Here is a 17,060-nt window from a genome sequence, read left to right as displayed (position 1 = left end):
TTTCGATGCGATTGATCTATCTGACTGATCAATCTACCGGCCCGTTCCCGCCTTCGCGCCGACCGATCAGCGGGCCGGCAGGATGATGGTGGCGGCAAGGCCGCCTTCCGGATGGTTGCGCAGCAGCAGTTCACCACCATGGGCCTGCACGATGTTGCGCGAGATGCCCAGGCCCAGCCCCATGCCACCGCTGTTCTGGGCACGCCCATGCTCCAGTCGCACATAGGGCTGGAACAGGGTGCGCATGGCGTCTTCCGGCACGCCGGGGCCGTGGTCGCGGATCTCGATCTCGACCAGGTCGCCGTCGGCACCGACCGAGGGACGAATGCTGATCTCGACCTTCTGGCCGTAGTACAGGGCATTGTCGAACAGGTTGCCGATGGCGCGCTTCAAGGCCAGCGGCTTGGCCATGACATTGATGCCGGAGGGTGTGAAGGCGATCTCGTGGCCGGCCAGCCGGGCGTCGCGGATCATGCGCAGCACCAGCGCATCGAGGCGGACCTCGGTGCGGTTCTCGTGGATGTCGCTGTCCTTCACCGATTGCAGGGCGCCCTTGACCATCATGTCCAGCTCGTCGAGGTCATCATGGAAATCGGTGCGCATGGCGTCGTCATCCATGAGCTCGGTGCGCAGTTTCAGTCGCGTGATAGGGGTGCGCAGGTCATGCGAGATGGAGACGAACAGGCGTTCGCGATCTTCGAGATAGCGCTTGATACGTTCGCGCATGCCGGAGAAGGCGCGCGCGGTCTTGACGTATTCGCGGCTGCCGGTGCCGGGCAGGCTGGGCACGGTCTCGCCCTTGCCGAAGGCTTCGGCGGCGTCGGCCAGCGCCGCCAGCGGGCGCGTGGTCCAGCGCACCACCAGGATGGTCAGCAGCAGGATCGCCGCCAGCGACAGGCCTTGCAGCACCAGCCGGTCCAGCCAGAGCGGATTGTCGCTGTCGAGGAAATAGGGGTTGGGCATCAGCGCGGCCAGGTAGATCCAGCGCCCGCTTTCCACCTGCATCTGGATCACCAGCACCGGCGCCGAGTTGGGCTTGGTCAGCAGGATGTGCTGCACCCAGTTGTCGGGCAGGTCGTTGACGGTGAGGCCATCGCTGGCCACCGGCAGGCCGTCCGGCCAGGCAAAGGCCAGCCGCGCTTCGGGCAGGAAAGGCAGGTCTTCGCGCAGGGTCTGCGCGGTCACCTCGATGGCCAGGTTCGCCAGGCGGCTCTCGCCGATGGACTTGACCGGCACCGCGCTGCTGTTGGCATTGATGAAGAAGCGGGTGCCGCCCATCTCGCGCAATTGCTGGATCATCAGCGGACGATAGTTGGGCGGCAGGGTCATGAAGTAGCGGACCGCCGAGGCCGCGCTGTGGGCCAGGTGCTGCGCGGCCACGCGGGTCTCGGCCTCGGACTTGCTGCGGAGCTGGATGTCCCAGATCAGGCCGCCGGCCACCTGCGTGACCAGCACGCCGAAGATCATCACCACCGACAGCCGGCCCAGCAGGGAATCCGGCAGCATCCAGTCCAGCAGCGCGGCCAGGCGACCGCGCAGGCTGGGTGAGCGGGTCTCCTCTGCTGCATCCGGAGGCGTCAGCGCCGTCTCCGGCGCCGCGCTCTCAGGCGGCTGCGGCACTGACGTCGGCCGAGAAGACATAGCCGGCACCGCGCACGGTCTTGATCAGGTGCGGCTGGCGGCCACCATCGTTCAGGCGCAGGCGCAGCTTGCTGATCTGCACGTCCAGCGAGCGGTCCAGCGGGCCGGCATCGCGTCCGCGCGTTTCTTCGCACAGCACGTTGCGGTCCAGCACGTCACCGGGATGTTCGACGAAATACTTCAGCAACTGGTAGTCCATGCCGGTCAGAGCCACGATGGCACCGGCACTGTCGGTGAGGGTGCGCTCCACCGTGTCGAGCGTGAAGCCCGAGAAGCGGTAGTAGCGCGGTGCGGCACTGCTGTCGATGCCGATGCGGCGGTGGATGGCCTTGATCCGTGCCAGCAGCTCCCGTGGGCTGTAGGGCTTGGCGATGTAGTCGTCGGCGCCCAGTTCCAGCCCGACCACACGGTCGGTCTCGTCCGAACTGGCGGTGAGCATGATGACCGGCACATTGGACTTGCGACGCACCGCCTTGCACAGGGCGAAGCCGTCGGTGTCGGGCAGCATCACATCCAGGATCACCAGCGAGAGCTCGTCGGCAAAGCGCTGGAATTCGGTCATGAAGGCCGCGCCGTCATGGGCCAGGCGGACCTCGTACTGGTTCTTTTCCAGATAGGCCTTCAAGAGCGTGCGGGTCTTCTGGTCATCGTCGACGATCAATATCTTGCGCGTCATGTTGCTGCTCCATCTCCGTGTTTCCTGGAACTCATTTCACATCCGTGGATGCGATGAGCCTAATCATTGCGATTGCGCGACAGGGTGCGCGCAATCGCTGCAAGTCGTTTCTGTGTCTGTTCTTCGCTGATGCTGCGGTCCAGGAAGAAGCGCTGCACCTCGGCCACGATGGCATCCTTGGTGGTGTCGTCGGTGGCCATGCGGTGGACCAGGCTGGGCGCCTGCCAGGCCGGGCCTTTGCTGAAGGCGCGCCAGGAATCCCTGGCGCAGCGGTCCATGTGCGGGTCGGCCGCACGCAGTACGGGGATCGAACCCTTGATCCTATTGTATTCGGACTGCACCGCCGGCGACATGGTCAGCCGCGCCAGCGTTTCCTGCATGGCCTGGTGCGCGTAGTTGCCGGCGAACATGGCCAGGGTGTCAGTACTGTAGAGGTGGAAATCCCCCGTGCCGGGGACCGGGGCGCAACCGAACTGCTGGTCCACTTCCATGCCCCAGGCATTGAGCTCGCCCTTGGCCCAGTCACCCATGATGAGCATGGCCGCCTCGCCGCTGACCATGCTGCGCGCCACCTCGGTCCAGGGCCGCTCGCGCACCGGCTGCGCCATCGCCGCCGACAGTCCGCGCAGGCGCTTGAGGATATGCAGCATGCGCGCATCCAGATAGGCCGCCGGGCTCATCTCCACGAACAGCCGCCGGTAGTAGGCCGGGCCGCTCTCGGCCAGCGCCAGGTTCTCGAACAGGGTCGCCAGCTGCCAGGCTTCGGCGCTCTGCGCCAGCGGCGCGATGCCGCTGCCCTGCAGCTTCTTGACGATCTGGTCGAAGTCGTCCCAGGTCTTGGGCGGGCTCAGGTTGTAGCGCTTGAAGATGGCGGTGTTGTAGAACAAGGAATTGATGCGGTGGATGCCCAGCGGCGCCGCCACCACGTGTCCGTGGTTGTTGAGCAGCGACCAGACGGTAGGGAACATCTGCTTTTCCCAAGCGCCCTGCACGGCCACATTGTCCAGCTCCAGCAGCAGCCCCAGGTCGGCCCATTCGCCGAAGACCACGCCGTTGAGTTGCGTCACTTCGGGGGCGCGGTTGGCCAGCACCATGCTCTTCAAGACCTTGGCCGCACCCATGCCGGCGCCGCCGGGAATGGCGACGTCGCGCCACTGAATATCCTGTTTCGCCAGCTGGTTGACCACCACGTTGATGGCCTGGCGCTCGCTGGCCGAGGTCCACCAGTGCAGCACCTGCAGGGAGCCGCCGCCGGAGGACGGCGGGACCGGTGAAGATGAGGATGAGGATGACGAGGAGGATAGCGATATGCCGGAAGCCGGGCCGGAGCTCGACAGTGGCAGCGACTGCGCCTGCGCCCCATTCCACCCCCAGCCCAGCCATAGCGCGAGCAGACACAGCAAGGCCGGCCAGCAGGTGGCCGGGCCGGTGCGTGCATTCGCGGGCCGTTTCTTTTTTATCATGGGGTGCGTGTCTCCAAACCGGGAGAGACTATAGCCGGGTGCATGCCAATGCGCAATTTGCATGCGCCCCGGCGGGAACCCGATCCTGCCTTGCGAAGCATGAAGCCGGTTTATCTCTTGTTAAGAAACGTAAGCCTTGCTCTGCTTATCTTATCCACAGGCCAGCGCCAATGCTGCGCATCACCATCCCTTGCCTCGACGTCCAGACCGCCTGCACATGCTGCAGGCCATGTAAGGATATGTAATGGCAAGAATCCTGACCATCCTTAAATTATTCTTTTAAATCAACAACTTAAAAATACTCCAAGGGTCCTGGCAGCGTTGCTGGCATCACATGATCGGCGCTGCTACTGTCACGGCGTTTCGTCGCGGCTGGCGTGCGGCGATCCCCACAACACCAAGGAGACCCAAGATGCAGACCGAAAAAAAGCCTGGTCGTTTTTCCCTCATCCCGCGCCGTCCACTGCTGGCCGCCTGCGCCCTCGCCCTGGGCCTGGCCGGCGGCCTCGGTGCCGCACACACCCAGGCCGGTGCGCTGACCATCGAAAGCTGGCGCGTGGACGACCTGCCGCTGTGGCAGGAAGTACTGATCCCCGCCTTCCAGCGCAGCAATCCCGGCATCACCGTGAAGTTTTCGCCCACCGCCCCGACCGAATACGATTCCAGCCTGGCCGCGCGTCTGGCCGGCGGCACGGCCGGTGACCTGGTGGCCTGCCGCCCCTTCGATGTCTCGCTCTCGCTCTACAACAAGGGCCACCTGGAAAAGCTGGACGGCAAACCCGGCATGGAATACTTCGCACCGGCCGCCAAGGCCGCCTGGCAGACCGATGATGGGAAGGACACCTTCTGCATGCCGATGGCCTCGGTGATCCACGGCTTCTTCTACAACACCAAGATCTTCAAGGAACTGAACCTGGAACCGCCCAAGACCGAGGCCGAGTTCTTCAAGCTGCTCGATACCGTCAAGGCCAACGGCAAGTACGCGCCGCTGGTGATGGGCACGGCCGAACAGTGGGAATCGCACCAGGTGCTGTTCACCGGCATCGGCCCCAACTACTGGAAGGGCGAGGAAGGTCGCAAGGCGCTCATCGCCGGCCGTGCCAAATTCACCGATCCGCAATTCGTGGCCGCCTGGGAGTATGAAGCCAGGCTCGGCAAGTACCTGCCCAAGGGCGCCTCGGCCCAGACCTACAGCGACAGCCAGAACATGTTCGCGCTCGGCAAGGGCGCGGTGTATCCGGCCGGCTCCTGGGATATCGCCTACTTCAACGGCAAGATGGACTTCGCCGCCTTCCCGCCACCGGTGCCCAAGAACGGTGATGCCTGCTACATCTCCGACCACAACGACATCGGCATGGGCATCAACAGGAAGTCCAGGAACAAGGAAGACGCCTACAAGTTCCTGGCCTGGCTGGGTTCGCAGGAATTCGCCGATCTCTATACCAACAAGGTCACCGGCTTCTTCTCGCTGTCGAACCACCTGATCTCGGTGAAGGACCCGATTGCCAAGCAGATGATGGGCTGGCGCAAGAACTGCGCTTCCACCATCCGGGTCAATTCGCAGATCCTCAACCGTGGCACACCGAGCATGGAAAACGAGATGTGGAACGTCAACGCCCAGGTGCTCAACGGCAAGCTCACGCCGCAGGATGCGGCCGCCAAGATCCAGGCCGGCTTTGCCAAGTGGTACAAGCCGCAGCAGTAAGGCTGCTTCACTGAGGTAAGCAGTACCCGCCCGTTCGGGCTGAGTAGCGGCAACGCCGCGTATCCAAGCCTGATCTGAGCCCGTCGAAGGGCGCACCGTCCGCGCGCCTTCGATACGGCCCTCGCGGGCCTACTCAGTCCGAACGGGAGTAGATGTCCGCGCTCCCCCTTCAGGAACAGGAGACCCATGAAAACCATCCGCGCCTGGCAACTGGCGGTGCTGCTCGCGCCGGCCGTGCTGATCTACGCGCTCTTCAGCGCCCTGCCCCTGCTGGACACCCTGCGCCTGGGCTTCTATACCGCCAATGATGCCGGGGTGCGCAGCTTCGTGGGGCTGGACAACTACCGCACCATCCTGTTCGACCCCGACTGGTCGGCCGCCTTCTGGAATGCCATGTGGAACAACGTCAAGTTCTTCTGCCTGCACATGCTGCTGCAGAACCCCATCGGCCTGCTGCTGGCGACACTGTTCAGCCTCAAGGGCCTGCGCGGCGCACGCACCTATCGCACACTGATCTTCCTGCCCACGCTGCTGTCGGTGGTCATCATCGGCTTCATCTGGCAGCTGATCCTCTCGCCGCTGTGGGGCGTGGGCGAAAAGCTGCTCGGCCTGGTCGGCCTGGCCGACTGGTTTGCGCCCTGGCTGGGGCAGGAATCCACCGCCCTGGTGACCCTCTCGCTGATCTCGGTATGGCAGTACGTGGGCATACCCATGATGCTGATCTACGCTGCCCTGCTGGCGGTGCCCGAAGAAGTGCTGGAAGCCGCCCACGCCGAGGGCGCCAGCGCCATGCGCATCTTCTGGCAGATCAAGCTGCCGCTGATCTATCCGACCCTGGGACTGGTGACCATCCTCACCTTCGTAGCCAACTTCAACGCCTTCGACCTGATCTACTCGGTCAAGGGCGCATTGGCCGGTCCCAACTACGCATCCGACCTGCTGGGAACCTACTTCTATCGCACCTTCTTCGGCTACCAGGCGCAGATCGGCAGCCCCACCATGGGCGCGGCGGTGGCCACGCTGATGTTCCTGGTGATCCTGGGTGGCGTGGGCGCGTATTTCGTGATGGTGCAGCGGCGCCTGACACGCTATGCGATGTGACGGGAGGATGACGACATGCTGGCTTCTTCCCCATCCTCTCCACGTTCCCCACTTTCCACCGCTCCCGACACCATGCGCAAACCCACGCTGATCCAACGCAGCTTCGGCACCGCCGGTCATCTCTGGGTACATGTGGTGCTGTGCCTGTATGCGGTGATTGCGCTGTTTCCGATTGCGCTGATCCTGATCAACTCGGTCAAGACCCGCAACGCCATCTTCGAAGGCCCGATGGCCCTGCCCACGGCCGAGACGCTGACCTTTGCCGGCTTCCAGAAGGTGCTGGCCGGTACCCACTTCCTGCTCTACTTCGGCAACAGCCTGGTGGTCACGGTGGCGGCGCTGGTGCTGATCGTGCTGTTCGGCGCGATGGCGGCCTGGGCGCTGACCGAGTACCGATTCTTCGGCAACCGCGCGCTGAACTTCTTCATCGCCGTCGGCATCATGATCCCGATCCGGCTGGGTACGGTCTCGATCCTGCAGTTGGTGGTGGCACTGGACCTGATCAACACCCGGACCGCCCTGGTGCTGGTCTATACCGCGCAGGGATTGCCGCTGGCGGTGATGATCCTGTCCGAGTTCATGCGCCAGATCCCGGGCGAGCTCAAGGATGCGGCGCGCTGCGATGGCGTGGGCGAACTGGCTATCTTCTTCGGCGTGATCTTGCCGCTGCTGCGCCCGGCCATTGCGACCGTGGCGGTGTTCACCATGATCCCGGCCTGGAACGACCTGTGGTTCCCGCTCATCCTCGCCCCCGGGGAAGACACCCGCACCGTCACGCTGGGGGTGCAGCAGTTCATCGGGCAATACGCCACCGACTGGAATTCGGTGCTGGCCGCGCTGTCGATGGCGGTCGTCCCGGTGCTGTTGCTGTACATGGCCTTCTCGCGCCAGCTGATCCGCGGCCTGACCTCGGGCGCCGTCAAATAATCAAAAGGAGACCTCATGGCACACGTCAACATCAAGCAACTGCGCAAGACCTACGACGGCCGCGCCGATGTGCTGGCCGGGCTGAACCTCGATATCCGCGATGGCGAATTCTGCGTACTGGTCGGGCCGTCCGGCTGCGGCAAATCGACCCTGCTGCGCATGCTGTGCGGGCTGGAAGAGATCAGCGGCGGCGAACTGGCCATCGGCGGCCAGGTGGTCAACCACCTGCCACCGGCCGAGCGCGGCATCGCCATGGTCTTCCAGAGCTATGCGCTGTATCCGCACATGAACGTGTACAAGAACATGGCCTTCGGCCTGAAGGTGGCCGGCAGCAGCAAGAGCGAGATCGACCGCCGCATCCGCCACGCGGCCTCGATACTGAAGATCGATCACCTGCTGCAGCGCCTGCCGCGCGAGCTCTCGGGCGGGCAACGTCAGCGCGTAGCCATCGGTCGCGCCATCGTGCGCCAGCCGCGCCTGTTCCTGTTCGACGAGCCGCTGTCGAACCTCGACGCGGCCCTGCGGGTGCAGACCCGGCTGGAGATCGCCAAGCTGCACCGCCAACTGGCGGCCACCATCGTCTATGTCACCCACGACCAGGTGGAAGCCATGACCCTGGGCGACAAGATCGTGGTCATGCACGAAGGCCGCATCCAGCAGGCCGGCACGCCGCTGGAGCTTTACCAGCAGCCGCAGAACCTGTTCGTGGCCGGCTTCATCGGTTCACCGAAGATGAACTTCTTCCAGGGCGTGGTCACCCGTTGTGACGATAGCGGCGTACAGGTGGAAATCGCTGGCGGACTGCGGCTGCTGGCCGATGTCGACCCCACCGGTGTACAGCTCGGCGAGGCCGTCACGCTGGGCCTGCGCGCCGAACAGATCCGCGAGGGCCTGGGCGACGGCCAGCCCTTGCACGGCGTGGTCAACCTGGTGGAACACCTGGGCGAAGCCAACTTCCTCTACGTCAGCCTGGACGGCGGCCATGACATCGTGGTGCGCGGCGACGGCAACCGCAGTGTGCGCATCGGCGAGCAGGTGGCGCTGTCGGTCCAGAGCCAGGCCTTCCATCTCTTCGATGCCCAGGGCCAGGCCCTGCGTCGGCGTCAACCGGGCAACCTGCAATCGGCGCGTCACCTGGACGAGGCCTGAACCATGGACGGCATTGCCTACCTGATCGGGGTGGACGGCGGCGGCAGCAAGACCCTGGTGCGGCTGGCCACGCCCGAGGGCCGCGTGCTGCAGGAAGCCAGCGGCACCGCCTCGGCACTGCGCAACGGTGCGGCCAAGGCCTGGCAGGTGATCGGCCAGACCATCGAGCGCGTCTTTGTGCAAGCCGCCCTGGTGCGCCCGGACAATGCGGCGCTGGCGGTCGGTATCGGCATCGCCGGCGAGAACGTGGCACAGTGGTCGGCCGACTTCCGCGCCATGGCGCCGGCCTTCGGCGCGCTGGAGATCGTCAACGATGGCGTGGCCACACTACTGGGCGCGCATGGGGGGGCGCCAGGTGCCATCGTCGCGGTCGGCACCGGTACCATCGGGCTGGCCCTGGACACCGACGGCAGCCGCCGCATCGTCGATGGCTGGGGATTTCCCAGCGGCGATGACGGCAGTGGCGCCTGGATGGGCTTGCGCGCCCTGCATCACGCCCAGCTCGCATTGGATGGCCGCGCTGCCCGTGGCCCCCTGGCCGAGGCGGTGCTGGCACTGTGTCGCGCCGAACTCCCCGCCGTCACGGCCAACGAAGAACGCGCCACCTTGCTGGACTGGCTGGCCCAGGCCGACCAGGCGGCCTTTGCCCGCGCTGCCCGTCCGGTGGTCATGCATGCTGCGCAGGATGCGGCAGCCCGCGACATCCTGCAGGCGGCAGCAGCCGAGATCGGCCTGATGATCGCCACCCTGGACCCGGCGCAGCGCCTGCCGCTGGCGCTGTGCGGCGGGCTGGCGGCGGCCTTGCAACCCTACCTCGAGCAACGCCTGCAGGCGCGCATCGTCCCGCCGCAAGCCGATGCCGCTGGCGGTGCGCTGCTGCTGGCGCAACGCGCCTGGCAGCAACAGAAGAACCCAGCGGATAACCCAAAGGAAACCCCGGCATGAACGCACCGACCCAACTGCACGGCAACGTGCTGACCCCGCAGGGCTGGATCCAGGGCAACATGGTCTTCGACCAGCGCATCCGTGCCATCGATGGCCGGCCGCTGCGACGCGAACCACGCGTCATCGACGAGGGCGACTACATCCTGCCCGGCTTCATCGACCTGCATGTGCACGGTGGCGGCGGGCGCGACGTGATGGAAGGCGGCGATGCCGTGCAGGTGCTGTCGCGGCTGCATGCGCGGCACGGCACCACCAGCCTGCTCGCCACCACCATGACGGCGCCGCTGGAGGAACTGGAAGTGGCCCTGCGCGCCATCGCCGACGCCTGCGGCAGCCGCCAGCCAGGGCAGGCGCGGGTACTGGGGGTGCATCTGGAGGGGCCGTACATCAATCCCGGCAAGCTGGGTGCGCAACCCGACTTTGCCATCGAAGCCTCGCTGGAGCAGGTCGATTACCTCAACAGCCTGGCGCCGCTCAAGCTCATCACCATCGCCCCCGAGGTGGATGGTCACCTGAAGCTGGTCTGCAAGCTGGCCCATCGCGGCATGAAGGTGCAGATCGGCCATACCGCCGGCAGCTATGACGATGGCGTGGCCGCACTGGCACACGGTGCCTCGGGCTTCACCCACCTGTTCAATGCCATGAGCGGCTTCCATCACCGCGCCCCCGGCATGGTGGGCGCGGCGCTGGCACATGCCACCTATGCCGAGCTGATCCCCGATCTGCTGCATGTCCACCCGGGTGCCATCCGTGCCGCCCTGCGTGCCATCCCGCGCCTGTTCTGCGTGACCGATTCCACGGCCGCCGCCGGCATGCCCGATGGCGACTACGCGTTGGGCCGGCAGGTGGTGCACAAGTGCGCCGGCGGCGTACGACTGGATGACGGCACCCTGGCCGGCAGCGTGCTGACCATGGACCAGGCACTGCGCAACCTGATCACGCTGGGCATGGACGTGGCCGAAGCCTCGCTACGCACCTCGACCTATGCCGCCGATTATCTGGGTCTGTCCGACCGTGGCCGCCTGGCCACCGGTTGCCATGCCGACGTAGTGGTGCTGGACCGGCATTTCGCCATCAAGGCTGTCTATGTGGAAGGAGAAGAGATTGACCTCGCTGATGCTTGAAGAAGCCCGTTCGGCCACCCGCCATGTGGCGCAGCAGCTGACCCGCGACCAGCAGCGCTATGCCGAACTGGGCGCCCGTCTGCGGGCCTCGCCGCCCACCAACGTGGTCACGGTGGCGCGTGGTAGTTCGGACCACGCGGCCGCCTATTGCGCCTACCTCGTCATGGCGCGCCTGGGGCATATCGTGGCCTCGCTGCCGATGTCGCTGGTGACCCTGAACCAGGCGCCGCTACTGGTGCGCAATGCACTGGCCATCGCCATCTCGCAGTCGGGACAGAGCCCGGATGTGGTGGAACCGCTGCGCTATTTCCGCGCCCATGGCGCCACCACGGTGGCGCTGGTCAACCATGCCGATTCACCGCTGGCGACGGCGGCCGAGTGGAGCGTGCCGCTGCATGCGGGCGTGGAGTCGAGCGTGGCCGCCACCAAGAGCTTCATCGCCAGCCTGGTGGCCGGCGCCCTGCTGACGGCACACTGGCAGGACGACACCGCGCTGCTGGACGCCCTGGGGCAGTTGCCGCAAGCCCTGGAGACGGCCACCCGATGCGACTGGTCAGAAGCGATCGGGGTACTGGCGCCGGCCAATCGCATCATGGTGGTGGGGCGTGGCACCGGCTTCCCGCTGGCGCTGGAGGCCGCGCTCAAGTGTAAGGAGACCTGCGCCATCCAGGCCGAAGCCTTCAGCGGCGCCGAGATCAAGCACGGGCCGATGGCGCTCATCGAGGAGGGGTATCCGCTGCTGATGTTCGCCCCTCGCGGTCCGGCCCAGGCCGGCATGCTGGCGCTGGCGGCCGAGATGCGCGTGCGCGGTGCCAGGGTGCTGCTGGCCGCGCCGCAGGACGTGGTGGAGCGTGACCTCACCCTGCCGGTGGCGGCCACGCCGGACCTGGACCCGATCGTCGCCATCCAGGCCTTCTACGTGATGGCGGCGCAATTGTCGGCGGCGCGGGGCATGGATGCGGACCGGCCGCGCCACCTCAACAAGGTGACCCGGACCAGCTGACGATCCCCTCAGGCCTGCGCCTGGCGTGCTTCTTCGATGAAGGCGCGCAGGTAGTCGATGTCGACATCGCTTTCGCGCGCACCCAGGTAGATGTGCTTGGCAATGCCCTGCTTGCCCAGGCGCACCGGTACCACCGCCATCTGCTCCGCATACTCCAGCACCAGCCAGCGCGGCAGGGCCGCCACGCCGCGCCCGCTGGCGACCATCTGCAGCATGATGTCGGTGGTCTCGATGGTCTTGTGCCGGCGCGGCACGACTCCGGCCGGCGCCAGGAAGTGGGTATAGATATCGAGCCGGTCCACCGGCACCGGATAGGTCACCAGCACCTCATTGTTCAACTGACGTGGCTTGACATAGTCGGCCGCGGCCAGCGGATGGTCGGCTGCCACCACCAGCACCTGCTCGTAGTCGAACACCGGCTCGAACACCAGACCCGGCTTGTCCAGCGGATCGGGCGTGACCAGCAGGTCGATCTCGTAGCCGAACAGAGCGCCGATGCCACCGAACTGGAATTTCTGCTTGACGTCCACATCCACGTCCGGCCAGGCCGCCAGATAGGGCGACACCACCTTCAACAGCCATTGGTAACAGGGATGGCATTCCATGCCGATGCGCAAGGCGCCACGCTCGCCCTGGGCGAACTGGCGCAGCCTTTCCTCGGCCAGGCTCAGTTGCGGCAGCACGCGGTTGGCGACTGCCAGCAGGTACTGGCCCGCCTGGGTCAGGCGCAGATGACGCCCTTCCCTTAGCCAGATGTCGGTACCCAGCTGCTGCTCCAGCTTCTTCATGCTGTGGCTCAGGGCCGACTGGGTCACATGCAGGACACCGGCTGCAGCGGTGAGCGAGCCCTGGCGCTCGACTTCCTGGACGATGGAGAGGTGGATGCGGTCCAGCATGATGATGAATGGAACTCATGGATGGTTAGGATAGACGGATTTTACTTCATACATCCGGCGCACCATCATTGCACGGACCGGCAACTGGGCAACACAACCTCATGCACTGACACTTCAATTGAAAATTTCAATTGAAATATTGGAGGCCGCTACTGACATCCTGGGTCAACCGGGCACACGCAGACTACGTCCATGCCAGCCCAACGCCAGACAGGCAAGGGGCAAGCAGACCAAGTCCCCCACCCTGACCGAGGAAATCATCATGCGCCCATCCTTCCGCACCCTGTCCACCCTGTGCAGCATCGCCGCCATCGGCACCCTGGCCGTGTTCGCCTCGGCCTTCAGCAACACCGCCTACGCCGCCTCCGACAGCGCGCTGGAGCAGGCCCTGTCGCCGCACCGCGCCATGGTGCGCACGGCACTGCAATCGACCAGCGGCAACGGGATGAGCGCGGCCAGTGGCAACGGTGGTGGCGCCATGATGCAAGTGGCCGCCAGCAGCGAATCCTCGTCCTGCCGCACGCTGCGCATGCAGGCCGAGCGTGCCCGCACCAACGAACCGAGCAGCGTGCAACGCGACCCCACCCCCGGCACCCTGCGCGATGGCCGCTTCACCATGACCGGCCCGGGCTCCATCGAATATGGCGAACGCGCCCGGCTGGAATCGCGCTACATGACCGAGTGCCGGTGAGAGTGGATTCCAGGAATTTTTCCATCTCCTGAAACTAAGTTTTTTATCTCCTTGTGGTTCTTTCAGGCAGGCCGATACGGTCTGCCTTTTTTTATTTTCCTGACAAAGCACTGACATCAGTATGCTGCCGAAAGCCAATGTGGACGCGGCTTCCAGTCAGCTATTTGTCAGCGATCCGTCAAATTTTCACCAGCCTTCATCGTTCTTCTTGAGCATGAACCTTTCTTGATCAGTTCTCTCAAACTTAAAAATCTGACACGTCACTGCACCGTTACATCCCATCACAATTTGATCGTCAACTGCGCAGTGCGGCGTGTCGTTATCAAGGCTATCCAGGCAATCCCCCCACCGTTCCCATCATCCATGCCGGATCGAGGACCAGATCATGACAACAAGAAACAGACATCGCGCCATCATCGTTTCCGCTTCGCTCCTGAGTGCCGTGCTGGCACTCTCGGCCTGCGAGAAGAAGGACAATGCCGACACCGCACCGCCCAATGCGGCAGCGTCGGCCACGCCCACTGCTGCGAGCGCGCCGGCCTACGTGCCACCCACGGCAGCCCAACTGTCGCAGATGGTGGCGCCCATCGCGCTGTTTCCCGACAAGCTGGTGGCCCAGGTATTGGCCGGCTCCACCTATCCCGACCAGATCGTCGCGGCCAACCAGTGGCTGGGACAGAACGCCGCGCTCAAGGGCGACATCCTGCAGGCCGCCGAGGACCGCCAGCCCTGGGATGTCAGCGTGAAATCACTGACCATGTTCCCGGCGGTGCTCTCGCAGATGGCGGCCAATCCAGACTGGACGCGGGCCCTGGGTGACGCCTTCGTCAATGATCCGAACGACGTCATGAACGCCATCCAGGCACTGCGGCTGCGCGCCCAGCAGGCCGGCAACCTGAAGAATTCCTCGCAGCTGCGGGTCTCCACCACGGTGCGCAGCAGCCAGATCCAGGCACCTGTGTCGACACCGGAGCCGGTTCCCGTCTATGCCGGCGCGCCGGTGATTGCGCCACCGCCGCAGACCATCGTCATCGAATCCAGCCAGCCCGATACCGTCTATGTACCGAGCTACAACCCGGCGGTGGTCTATGGTCCGCCGGTGCCGGTCTATCCGGGTTACGCGTATCGCCCGCCCAGCCGGGTGGGCAATGAAGTGGTCGTAGGGGCCCTGTCGTTCGGGGTGGGCATCTTCGTGGGCGAAGCCATCAGCCACCACGCCGACTGGGGCTGGCACGACTGGGGCATGCACTGGGGCGGTTCACCGGCGGGCGCACAGTCCGCTCCGGGATGGCAGCGTCCGGCGGTGGTGTACCGGAACACCACCTATGTCTCGCACTCGACCACGGTGATCAATCGCGTGACCAACAACAATGTGACCATCAACAACAACCGGGTTGTGAACAACAACGTCAGTAATATCAACAATGTCAGCAATGTGCGCAATGTCAGCAACGTGGACGAGCGCAACATCAGCCGCGACCAGACCCGCATCGACAATCATCCGGAAGCGGCCAACCGCCAGGCCGGCATGAGCATGCCGCACTTCACGGCCAACGATGCGCATGCCGGTGCGATGCCGGCAGTCCATCCGCAACCGCAGCCGCAACACCCACAGTCGCCAGTGGAGGCCGCCGACGTCCACCGCCAGCAAGCCGAGCAGAAGCAAGCTGCCCAGGCCAACGCGGCACGTCAGCATCAGGAGATGGAACAGCAGGTCGCCCGTGAACATCAGCAGGCGCAGCAGAATGCGGCTCAGCAGGAACGGCAACAGGCCGAGCAGCGTCAGGCGCTGGCCTTGAAGCAGGAAGCCGCGCGCGCCCAGCCGGCCCATCCCGCCGAGCATAAGGAGGCTGTGCCGGCCCATCAGCAGGCAGCCGCCAGGCCGGAAGCCCGCCAGGAAAACCGGCCGGTCCACCCCCAGCAGGCGCCTGCCGAAAGACATGAGGCCGTTGCGCATGAACATGCGTCAGAGCAGCATGCCGCCCAGAAGCACGAGCCGGCGCGGCATGAGGAGGACAAACGAGGCAATGAACGGCATGAAGCCGAAAAGCACAATGGCTGAACGCTGACGCTTCCTGCCATGCAGCAAGCAACAGGGCCGCTCAAGAGCGGCCCTGTTGCTTGCTTGGTCAGAGAAGACCATCAACGATGGCGATCAGCCCGGAAGACGGTCGGGATCGCTGCGCTGGTCCAGCGTCAGTTGCAGGAAAACCAGATCCAGCCACTTGCCGAACTTGGTACCAACCTGGGGCATATGACCGACCTGGTCGAAGCCCAGCTTCTTGTGCAGCGCGATGGAACCGACATTGCTGGCGTCGATGGCCGCTACCATCACATGCTTGCCCACGGCGCGTGCACGCGGGATGAGCGCTTGCATCAGCGCCACGCCCAGGCCTTCACCACGATGCTCCTTGTGGACGTAGACCGAGTGTTCCACCGAATGGCGGAAGCCGTCGAACGGGCGCCAGTCACCGAAGCTGGCATAGCCCAGCACCTGGTCGCCGTTCACCGCCACCAGCACCGGATAGCCGAGCTGACGGCGTGCGGCCAGCCAGTCATGGCGGTTCTTTTCATCGACCTGGGTATCGCTCCAGATGGCGGTGGTATTGACTACGGCGTCATTGAAGATCAGGGTGATGGCGGGGATATCGGCGGGGGTGGCGTCGCGGATCTGCATGATGTGGGCGGCTGGCTTGCGGTAATGAGAAATGGGGAATGGGAAAGGGGGAATAGATGAGCCCACAGTGTAGCTCAAGACGGGCAGTGCTTCGGCGGCCGCCTGGCGGGTGGGGCGACAGCGAGTGGGCAAAGGGCTTATAGTCCTGTCTTGGTCACCCTCAGCGCCTTCTCGACATCTTCAACATGAATCAACCCTACGGCGCCACCTATCGCGGCAAGCACATCAGCGTGGAGAGCACGCAGCAAAGAAACGGTGACGTGATCTGTTCGGTCCGCATCGACGGCGAACCGGCACCCGGCCTGCGCGGCAATCCCTTCGCTTCGCTGGCGGCGGCGCAGGTGGCCGGGGTCGCCTATGCCCGGGCGCTGATCGATACCCAGCTCGACAACGATGTGGCCGAACATCATGGCTACTTCATCCGCGTGAGCAGCACCGAGCAGATCGACGGTAGCTGGGTCGGCAACTACCAGCTGCATCGCAATGACAATCCGGTCGCCTTCCGCCGCGTGACGTGCGACGACTTCCGTGGCAATACCATGGTGGAGGCCGAGGAACATGCCATGGCCAGCGCCTTCCGGGCGGTGGATGCCGATATCGCGGCAGGTCGGCTTTAACCTAGGCCGCCTTGCGGCGGCGCGCCGGCAGCTTGTCCGATTGCGCCAGGATGGCACTGAGCAGGCCGGGGAAACGCTGTTCGATATCGGCGCTGCGCAGGGTGTTGATGTGAGTGGTGCCGTTGCTCTCGGTGCGCACCAGTCCGGCCTCGCGCAAGACCTTGAAGTGGTGCGAGACGGTGGACTTGGGGCGCCCGCCATCGAGTTCGCCGCAGGTCGCGCATTCCACGCGGTCGAGATGGCGCACGATCTCCAGGCGGATCGAATCGCTCAGCGCGTAGAGAACGCGCTCCAGCACGAACTCGGCAATCTCGGGATGTTTGTAGGGACGCATCTGCAGGATGATACACCCTGGGTTATACTCCTTCCATAGTTCGAATATTTTCGAACCAACGAAACAGGTGTCCGCAGTCCCGACGCCTGGCGCTCCCGCATTGAACCCTGA

16 protein-coding genes are annotated in these 17,060 nt (G+C 64.8%); 10 read left to right on the top strand and 6 right to left on the bottom strand.

The features are described from left to right. Positions 1 to 66: 66 nt before the first annotated feature. The 3 genes from HFRIS_RS00530 to HFRIS_RS00520 are packed head-to-tail and all read right to left on the bottom strand — an operon-like array spanning position 67 to position 3,780. Entirely contained in the window at positions 67 to 1,620 is a 1,554-nt protein-coding gene (locus HFRIS_RS00530) for an ATP-binding protein (RefSeq protein ID WP_006461232.1), read from the bottom strand. Further along, positions 1,604 to 2,317: a response regulator gene (locus HFRIS_RS00525; RefSeq protein WP_006461231.1), complete on the bottom strand. Its 714-nt coding sequence runs from the start codon at positions 2,315 to 2,317 to the stop codon at positions 1,604 to 1,606. The genes HFRIS_RS00530 and HFRIS_RS00525 overlap by 17 nt, the downstream gene beginning before the upstream one ends. 59 nt (positions 2,318 to 2,376) lie before the next feature. After that, a complete protein-coding gene (locus HFRIS_RS00520; protein ID WP_039873733.1) occupies positions 2,377 to 3,780 on the bottom strand; it encodes an ABC transporter substrate-binding protein in 1,404 nt (467 codons plus the stop codon). 412 nt (positions 3,781 to 4,192) lie between these two features. On the opposite strand from HFRIS_RS00520, the gene HFRIS_RS00515 reads away from it, so the two are divergent. The 7 genes from HFRIS_RS00515 to HFRIS_RS00485 all read left to right on the top strand — a co-directional run bounded on the left by HFRIS_RS00515 (position 4,193) and on the right by HFRIS_RS00485 (position 11,734). Beyond that, the gene (locus HFRIS_RS00515) at positions 4,193 to 5,485 is read left to right on the top strand and encodes an ABC transporter substrate-binding protein (RefSeq protein ID WP_006461228.1); all 1,293 of its coding nucleotides are present in this window, start codon (positions 4,193 to 4,195) and stop codon (positions 5,483 to 5,485) included. Positions 5,486 to 5,671: 186 nt separating this feature from the next. Continuing rightward, a complete protein-coding gene (locus HFRIS_RS00510; protein WP_006461227.1) occupies positions 5,672 to 6,586 on the top strand; it encodes a carbohydrate ABC transporter permease in 915 nt (304 codons plus the stop codon). 72 nt (positions 6,587 to 6,658) lie between these two features. After that, a complete protein-coding gene (locus HFRIS_RS00505; RefSeq protein WP_006461226.1) occupies positions 6,659 to 7,513 on the top strand; it encodes a carbohydrate ABC transporter permease in 855 nt (284 codons plus the stop codon). Between the two features lie 15 nt (positions 7,514 to 7,528). Next, positions 7,529 to 8,662: an ABC transporter ATP-binding protein gene (locus tag HFRIS_RS00500; RefSeq protein ID WP_006461225.1), complete on the top strand. Its 1,134-nt coding sequence runs from the start codon at positions 7,529 to 7,531 to the stop codon at positions 8,660 to 8,662. Between the two features lie 3 nt (positions 8,663 to 8,665). Next, the gene (locus HFRIS_RS00495; RefSeq protein ID WP_006461224.1) at positions 8,666 to 9,607 is read left to right on the top strand and encodes a glucosamine kinase nucleotide-binding domain-containing protein; all 942 of its coding nucleotides are present in this window, start codon (positions 8,666 to 8,668) and stop codon (positions 9,605 to 9,607) included. Further along, positions 9,604 to 10,731 carry an N-acetylglucosamine-6-phosphate deacetylase gene (gene nagA / locus HFRIS_RS00490; RefSeq protein ID WP_006461223.1) on the top strand — a complete coding sequence of 376 codons (1,128 nt, stop codon included), beginning with the start codon at positions 9,604 to 9,606 and terminating at the stop codon, positions 10,729 to 10,731. The genes HFRIS_RS00495 and nagA overlap by 4 nt, the downstream gene beginning before the upstream one ends. Next, positions 10,724 to 11,734, top strand: coding sequence for an SIS domain-containing protein (locus HFRIS_RS00485; RefSeq protein WP_209442988.1), 1,011 nt, complete (start codon positions 10,724 to 10,726; stop codon positions 11,732 to 11,734). The genes nagA and HFRIS_RS00485 overlap by 8 nt, the downstream gene beginning before the upstream one ends. Positions 11,735 to 11,742: 8 nt before the next feature. Here HFRIS_RS00485 and HFRIS_RS00480 read toward each other — a convergent pair whose 3' ends face one another. Continuing rightward, complete coding sequence (locus HFRIS_RS00480) at positions 11,743 to 12,630, bottom strand: LysR family transcriptional regulator (RefSeq protein WP_006461221.1); 888 nt, start codon at positions 12,628 to 12,630, stop codon at positions 11,743 to 11,745. A 262-nt stretch (positions 12,631 to 12,892) separates the two neighbouring features. On the opposite strand from HFRIS_RS00480, the gene HFRIS_RS00475 reads away from it, so the two are divergent. Both HFRIS_RS00475 and HFRIS_RS00470 read left to right on the top strand, forming a co-directional pair. Next, a complete protein-coding gene (locus tag HFRIS_RS00475) occupies positions 12,893 to 13,321 on the top strand; it encodes a hypothetical protein (protein ID WP_006461220.1) in 429 nt (142 codons plus the stop codon). Between the two features lie 385 nt (positions 13,322 to 13,706). Then, positions 13,707 to 15,383, top strand: coding sequence for a DUF3300 domain-containing protein (locus HFRIS_RS00470; RefSeq protein ID WP_051110858.1), 1,677 nt, complete (start codon positions 13,707 to 13,709; stop codon positions 15,381 to 15,383). 93 nt (positions 15,384 to 15,476) lie between these two features. Here HFRIS_RS00470 and HFRIS_RS00465 read toward each other — a convergent pair whose 3' ends face one another. Next, positions 15,477 to 15,998: a GNAT family N-acetyltransferase gene (locus tag HFRIS_RS00465; protein WP_006461218.1), complete on the bottom strand. Its 522-nt coding sequence runs from the start codon at positions 15,996 to 15,998 to the stop codon at positions 15,477 to 15,479. Positions 15,999 to 16,183: 185 nt separating this feature from the next. Between HFRIS_RS00465 and HFRIS_RS00460 the strand changes: the two genes are divergently transcribed. Then, positions 16,184 to 16,615, top strand: coding sequence for a hypothetical protein (locus HFRIS_RS00460; protein ID WP_006461217.1), 432 nt, complete (start codon positions 16,184 to 16,186; stop codon positions 16,613 to 16,615). 1 nt (position 16,616) lies between these two features. Here HFRIS_RS00460 and HFRIS_RS00455 read toward each other — a convergent pair whose 3' ends face one another. Next, positions 16,617 to 16,949, bottom strand: coding sequence for an ArsR/SmtB family transcription factor (locus tag HFRIS_RS00455; protein WP_006461216.1), 333 nt, complete (start codon positions 16,947 to 16,949; stop codon positions 16,617 to 16,619). Positions 16,950 to 17,060: the final 111 nt, after the last annotated feature.

Source organism: Herbaspirillum frisingense GSF30, assembly GCF_000300975.2.
In the GTDB taxonomy this organism is placed as follows: domain Bacteria; phylum Pseudomonadota; class Gammaproteobacteria; order Burkholderiales; family Burkholderiaceae_D; genus Herbaspirillum; species Herbaspirillum frisingense.
The sequence above is the reverse complement of the archived record's forward strand: the minus strand, read 5'-3'. Positions and strand labels throughout refer to the sequence as shown.

What these genes read in the sequence shown, in the direction of transcription:
- HFRIS_RS00525 (WP_006461231.1), bottom strand. Translation starts at nt 2,317, where the DNA reads ATGACGCGCAAGATATTGATCGTCGACGATGACCAGAAGACCCGCACG.
- HFRIS_RS00520 (WP_039873733.1), bottom strand. Translation starts at nt 3,780, where the DNA reads ATGATAAAAAAGAAACGGCCCGCGAATGCACGCACCGGCCCGGCCACC.
- HFRIS_RS00515 (WP_006461228.1), top strand. Translation starts at nt 4,193, where the DNA reads ATGCAGACCGAAAAAAAGCCTGGTCGTTTTTCCCTCATCCCGCGCCGT.
- HFRIS_RS00510 (WP_006461227.1), top strand. Translation starts at nt 5,672, where the DNA reads ATGAAAACCATCCGCGCCTGGCAACTGGCGGTGCTGCTCGCGCCGGCC.
- HFRIS_RS00505 (WP_006461226.1), top strand. Translation starts at nt 6,659, where the DNA reads ATGCGCAAACCCACGCTGATCCAACGCAGCTTCGGCACCGCCGGTCAT.
- HFRIS_RS00500 (WP_006461225.1), top strand. Translation starts at nt 7,529, where the DNA reads ATGGCACACGTCAACATCAAGCAACTGCGCAAGACCTACGACGGCCGC.
- HFRIS_RS00495 (WP_006461224.1), top strand. Translation starts at nt 8,666, where the DNA reads ATGGACGGCATTGCCTACCTGATCGGGGTGGACGGCGGCGGCAGCAAG.
- nagA (WP_006461223.1), top strand. Translation starts at nt 9,604, where the DNA reads ATGAACGCACCGACCCAACTGCACGGCAACGTGCTGACCCCGCAGGGC.
- HFRIS_RS00485 (WP_209442988.1), top strand. Translation starts at nt 10,724, where the DNA reads ATGCTTGAAGAAGCCCGTTCGGCCACCCGCCATGTGGCGCAGCAGCTG.
- HFRIS_RS00480 (WP_006461221.1), bottom strand. Translation starts at nt 12,630, where the DNA reads ATGCTGGACCGCATCCACCTCTCCATCGTCCAGGAAGTCGAGCGCCAG.
- HFRIS_RS00475 (WP_006461220.1), top strand. Translation starts at nt 12,893, where the DNA reads ATGCGCCCATCCTTCCGCACCCTGTCCACCCTGTGCAGCATCGCCGCC.
- HFRIS_RS00470 (WP_051110858.1), top strand. Translation starts at nt 13,707, where the DNA reads ATGACAACAAGAAACAGACATCGCGCCATCATCGTTTCCGCTTCGCTC.
- HFRIS_RS00465 (WP_006461218.1), bottom strand. Translation starts at nt 15,998, where the DNA reads ATGCAGATCCGCGACGCCACCCCCGCCGATATCCCCGCCATCACCCTG.
- HFRIS_RS00460 (WP_006461217.1), top strand. Translation starts at nt 16,184, where the DNA reads ATGAATCAACCCTACGGCGCCACCTATCGCGGCAAGCACATCAGCGTG.
- HFRIS_RS00455 (WP_006461216.1), bottom strand. Translation starts at nt 16,949, where the DNA reads ATGCGTCCCTACAAACATCCCGAGATTGCCGAGTTCGTGCTGGAGCGC.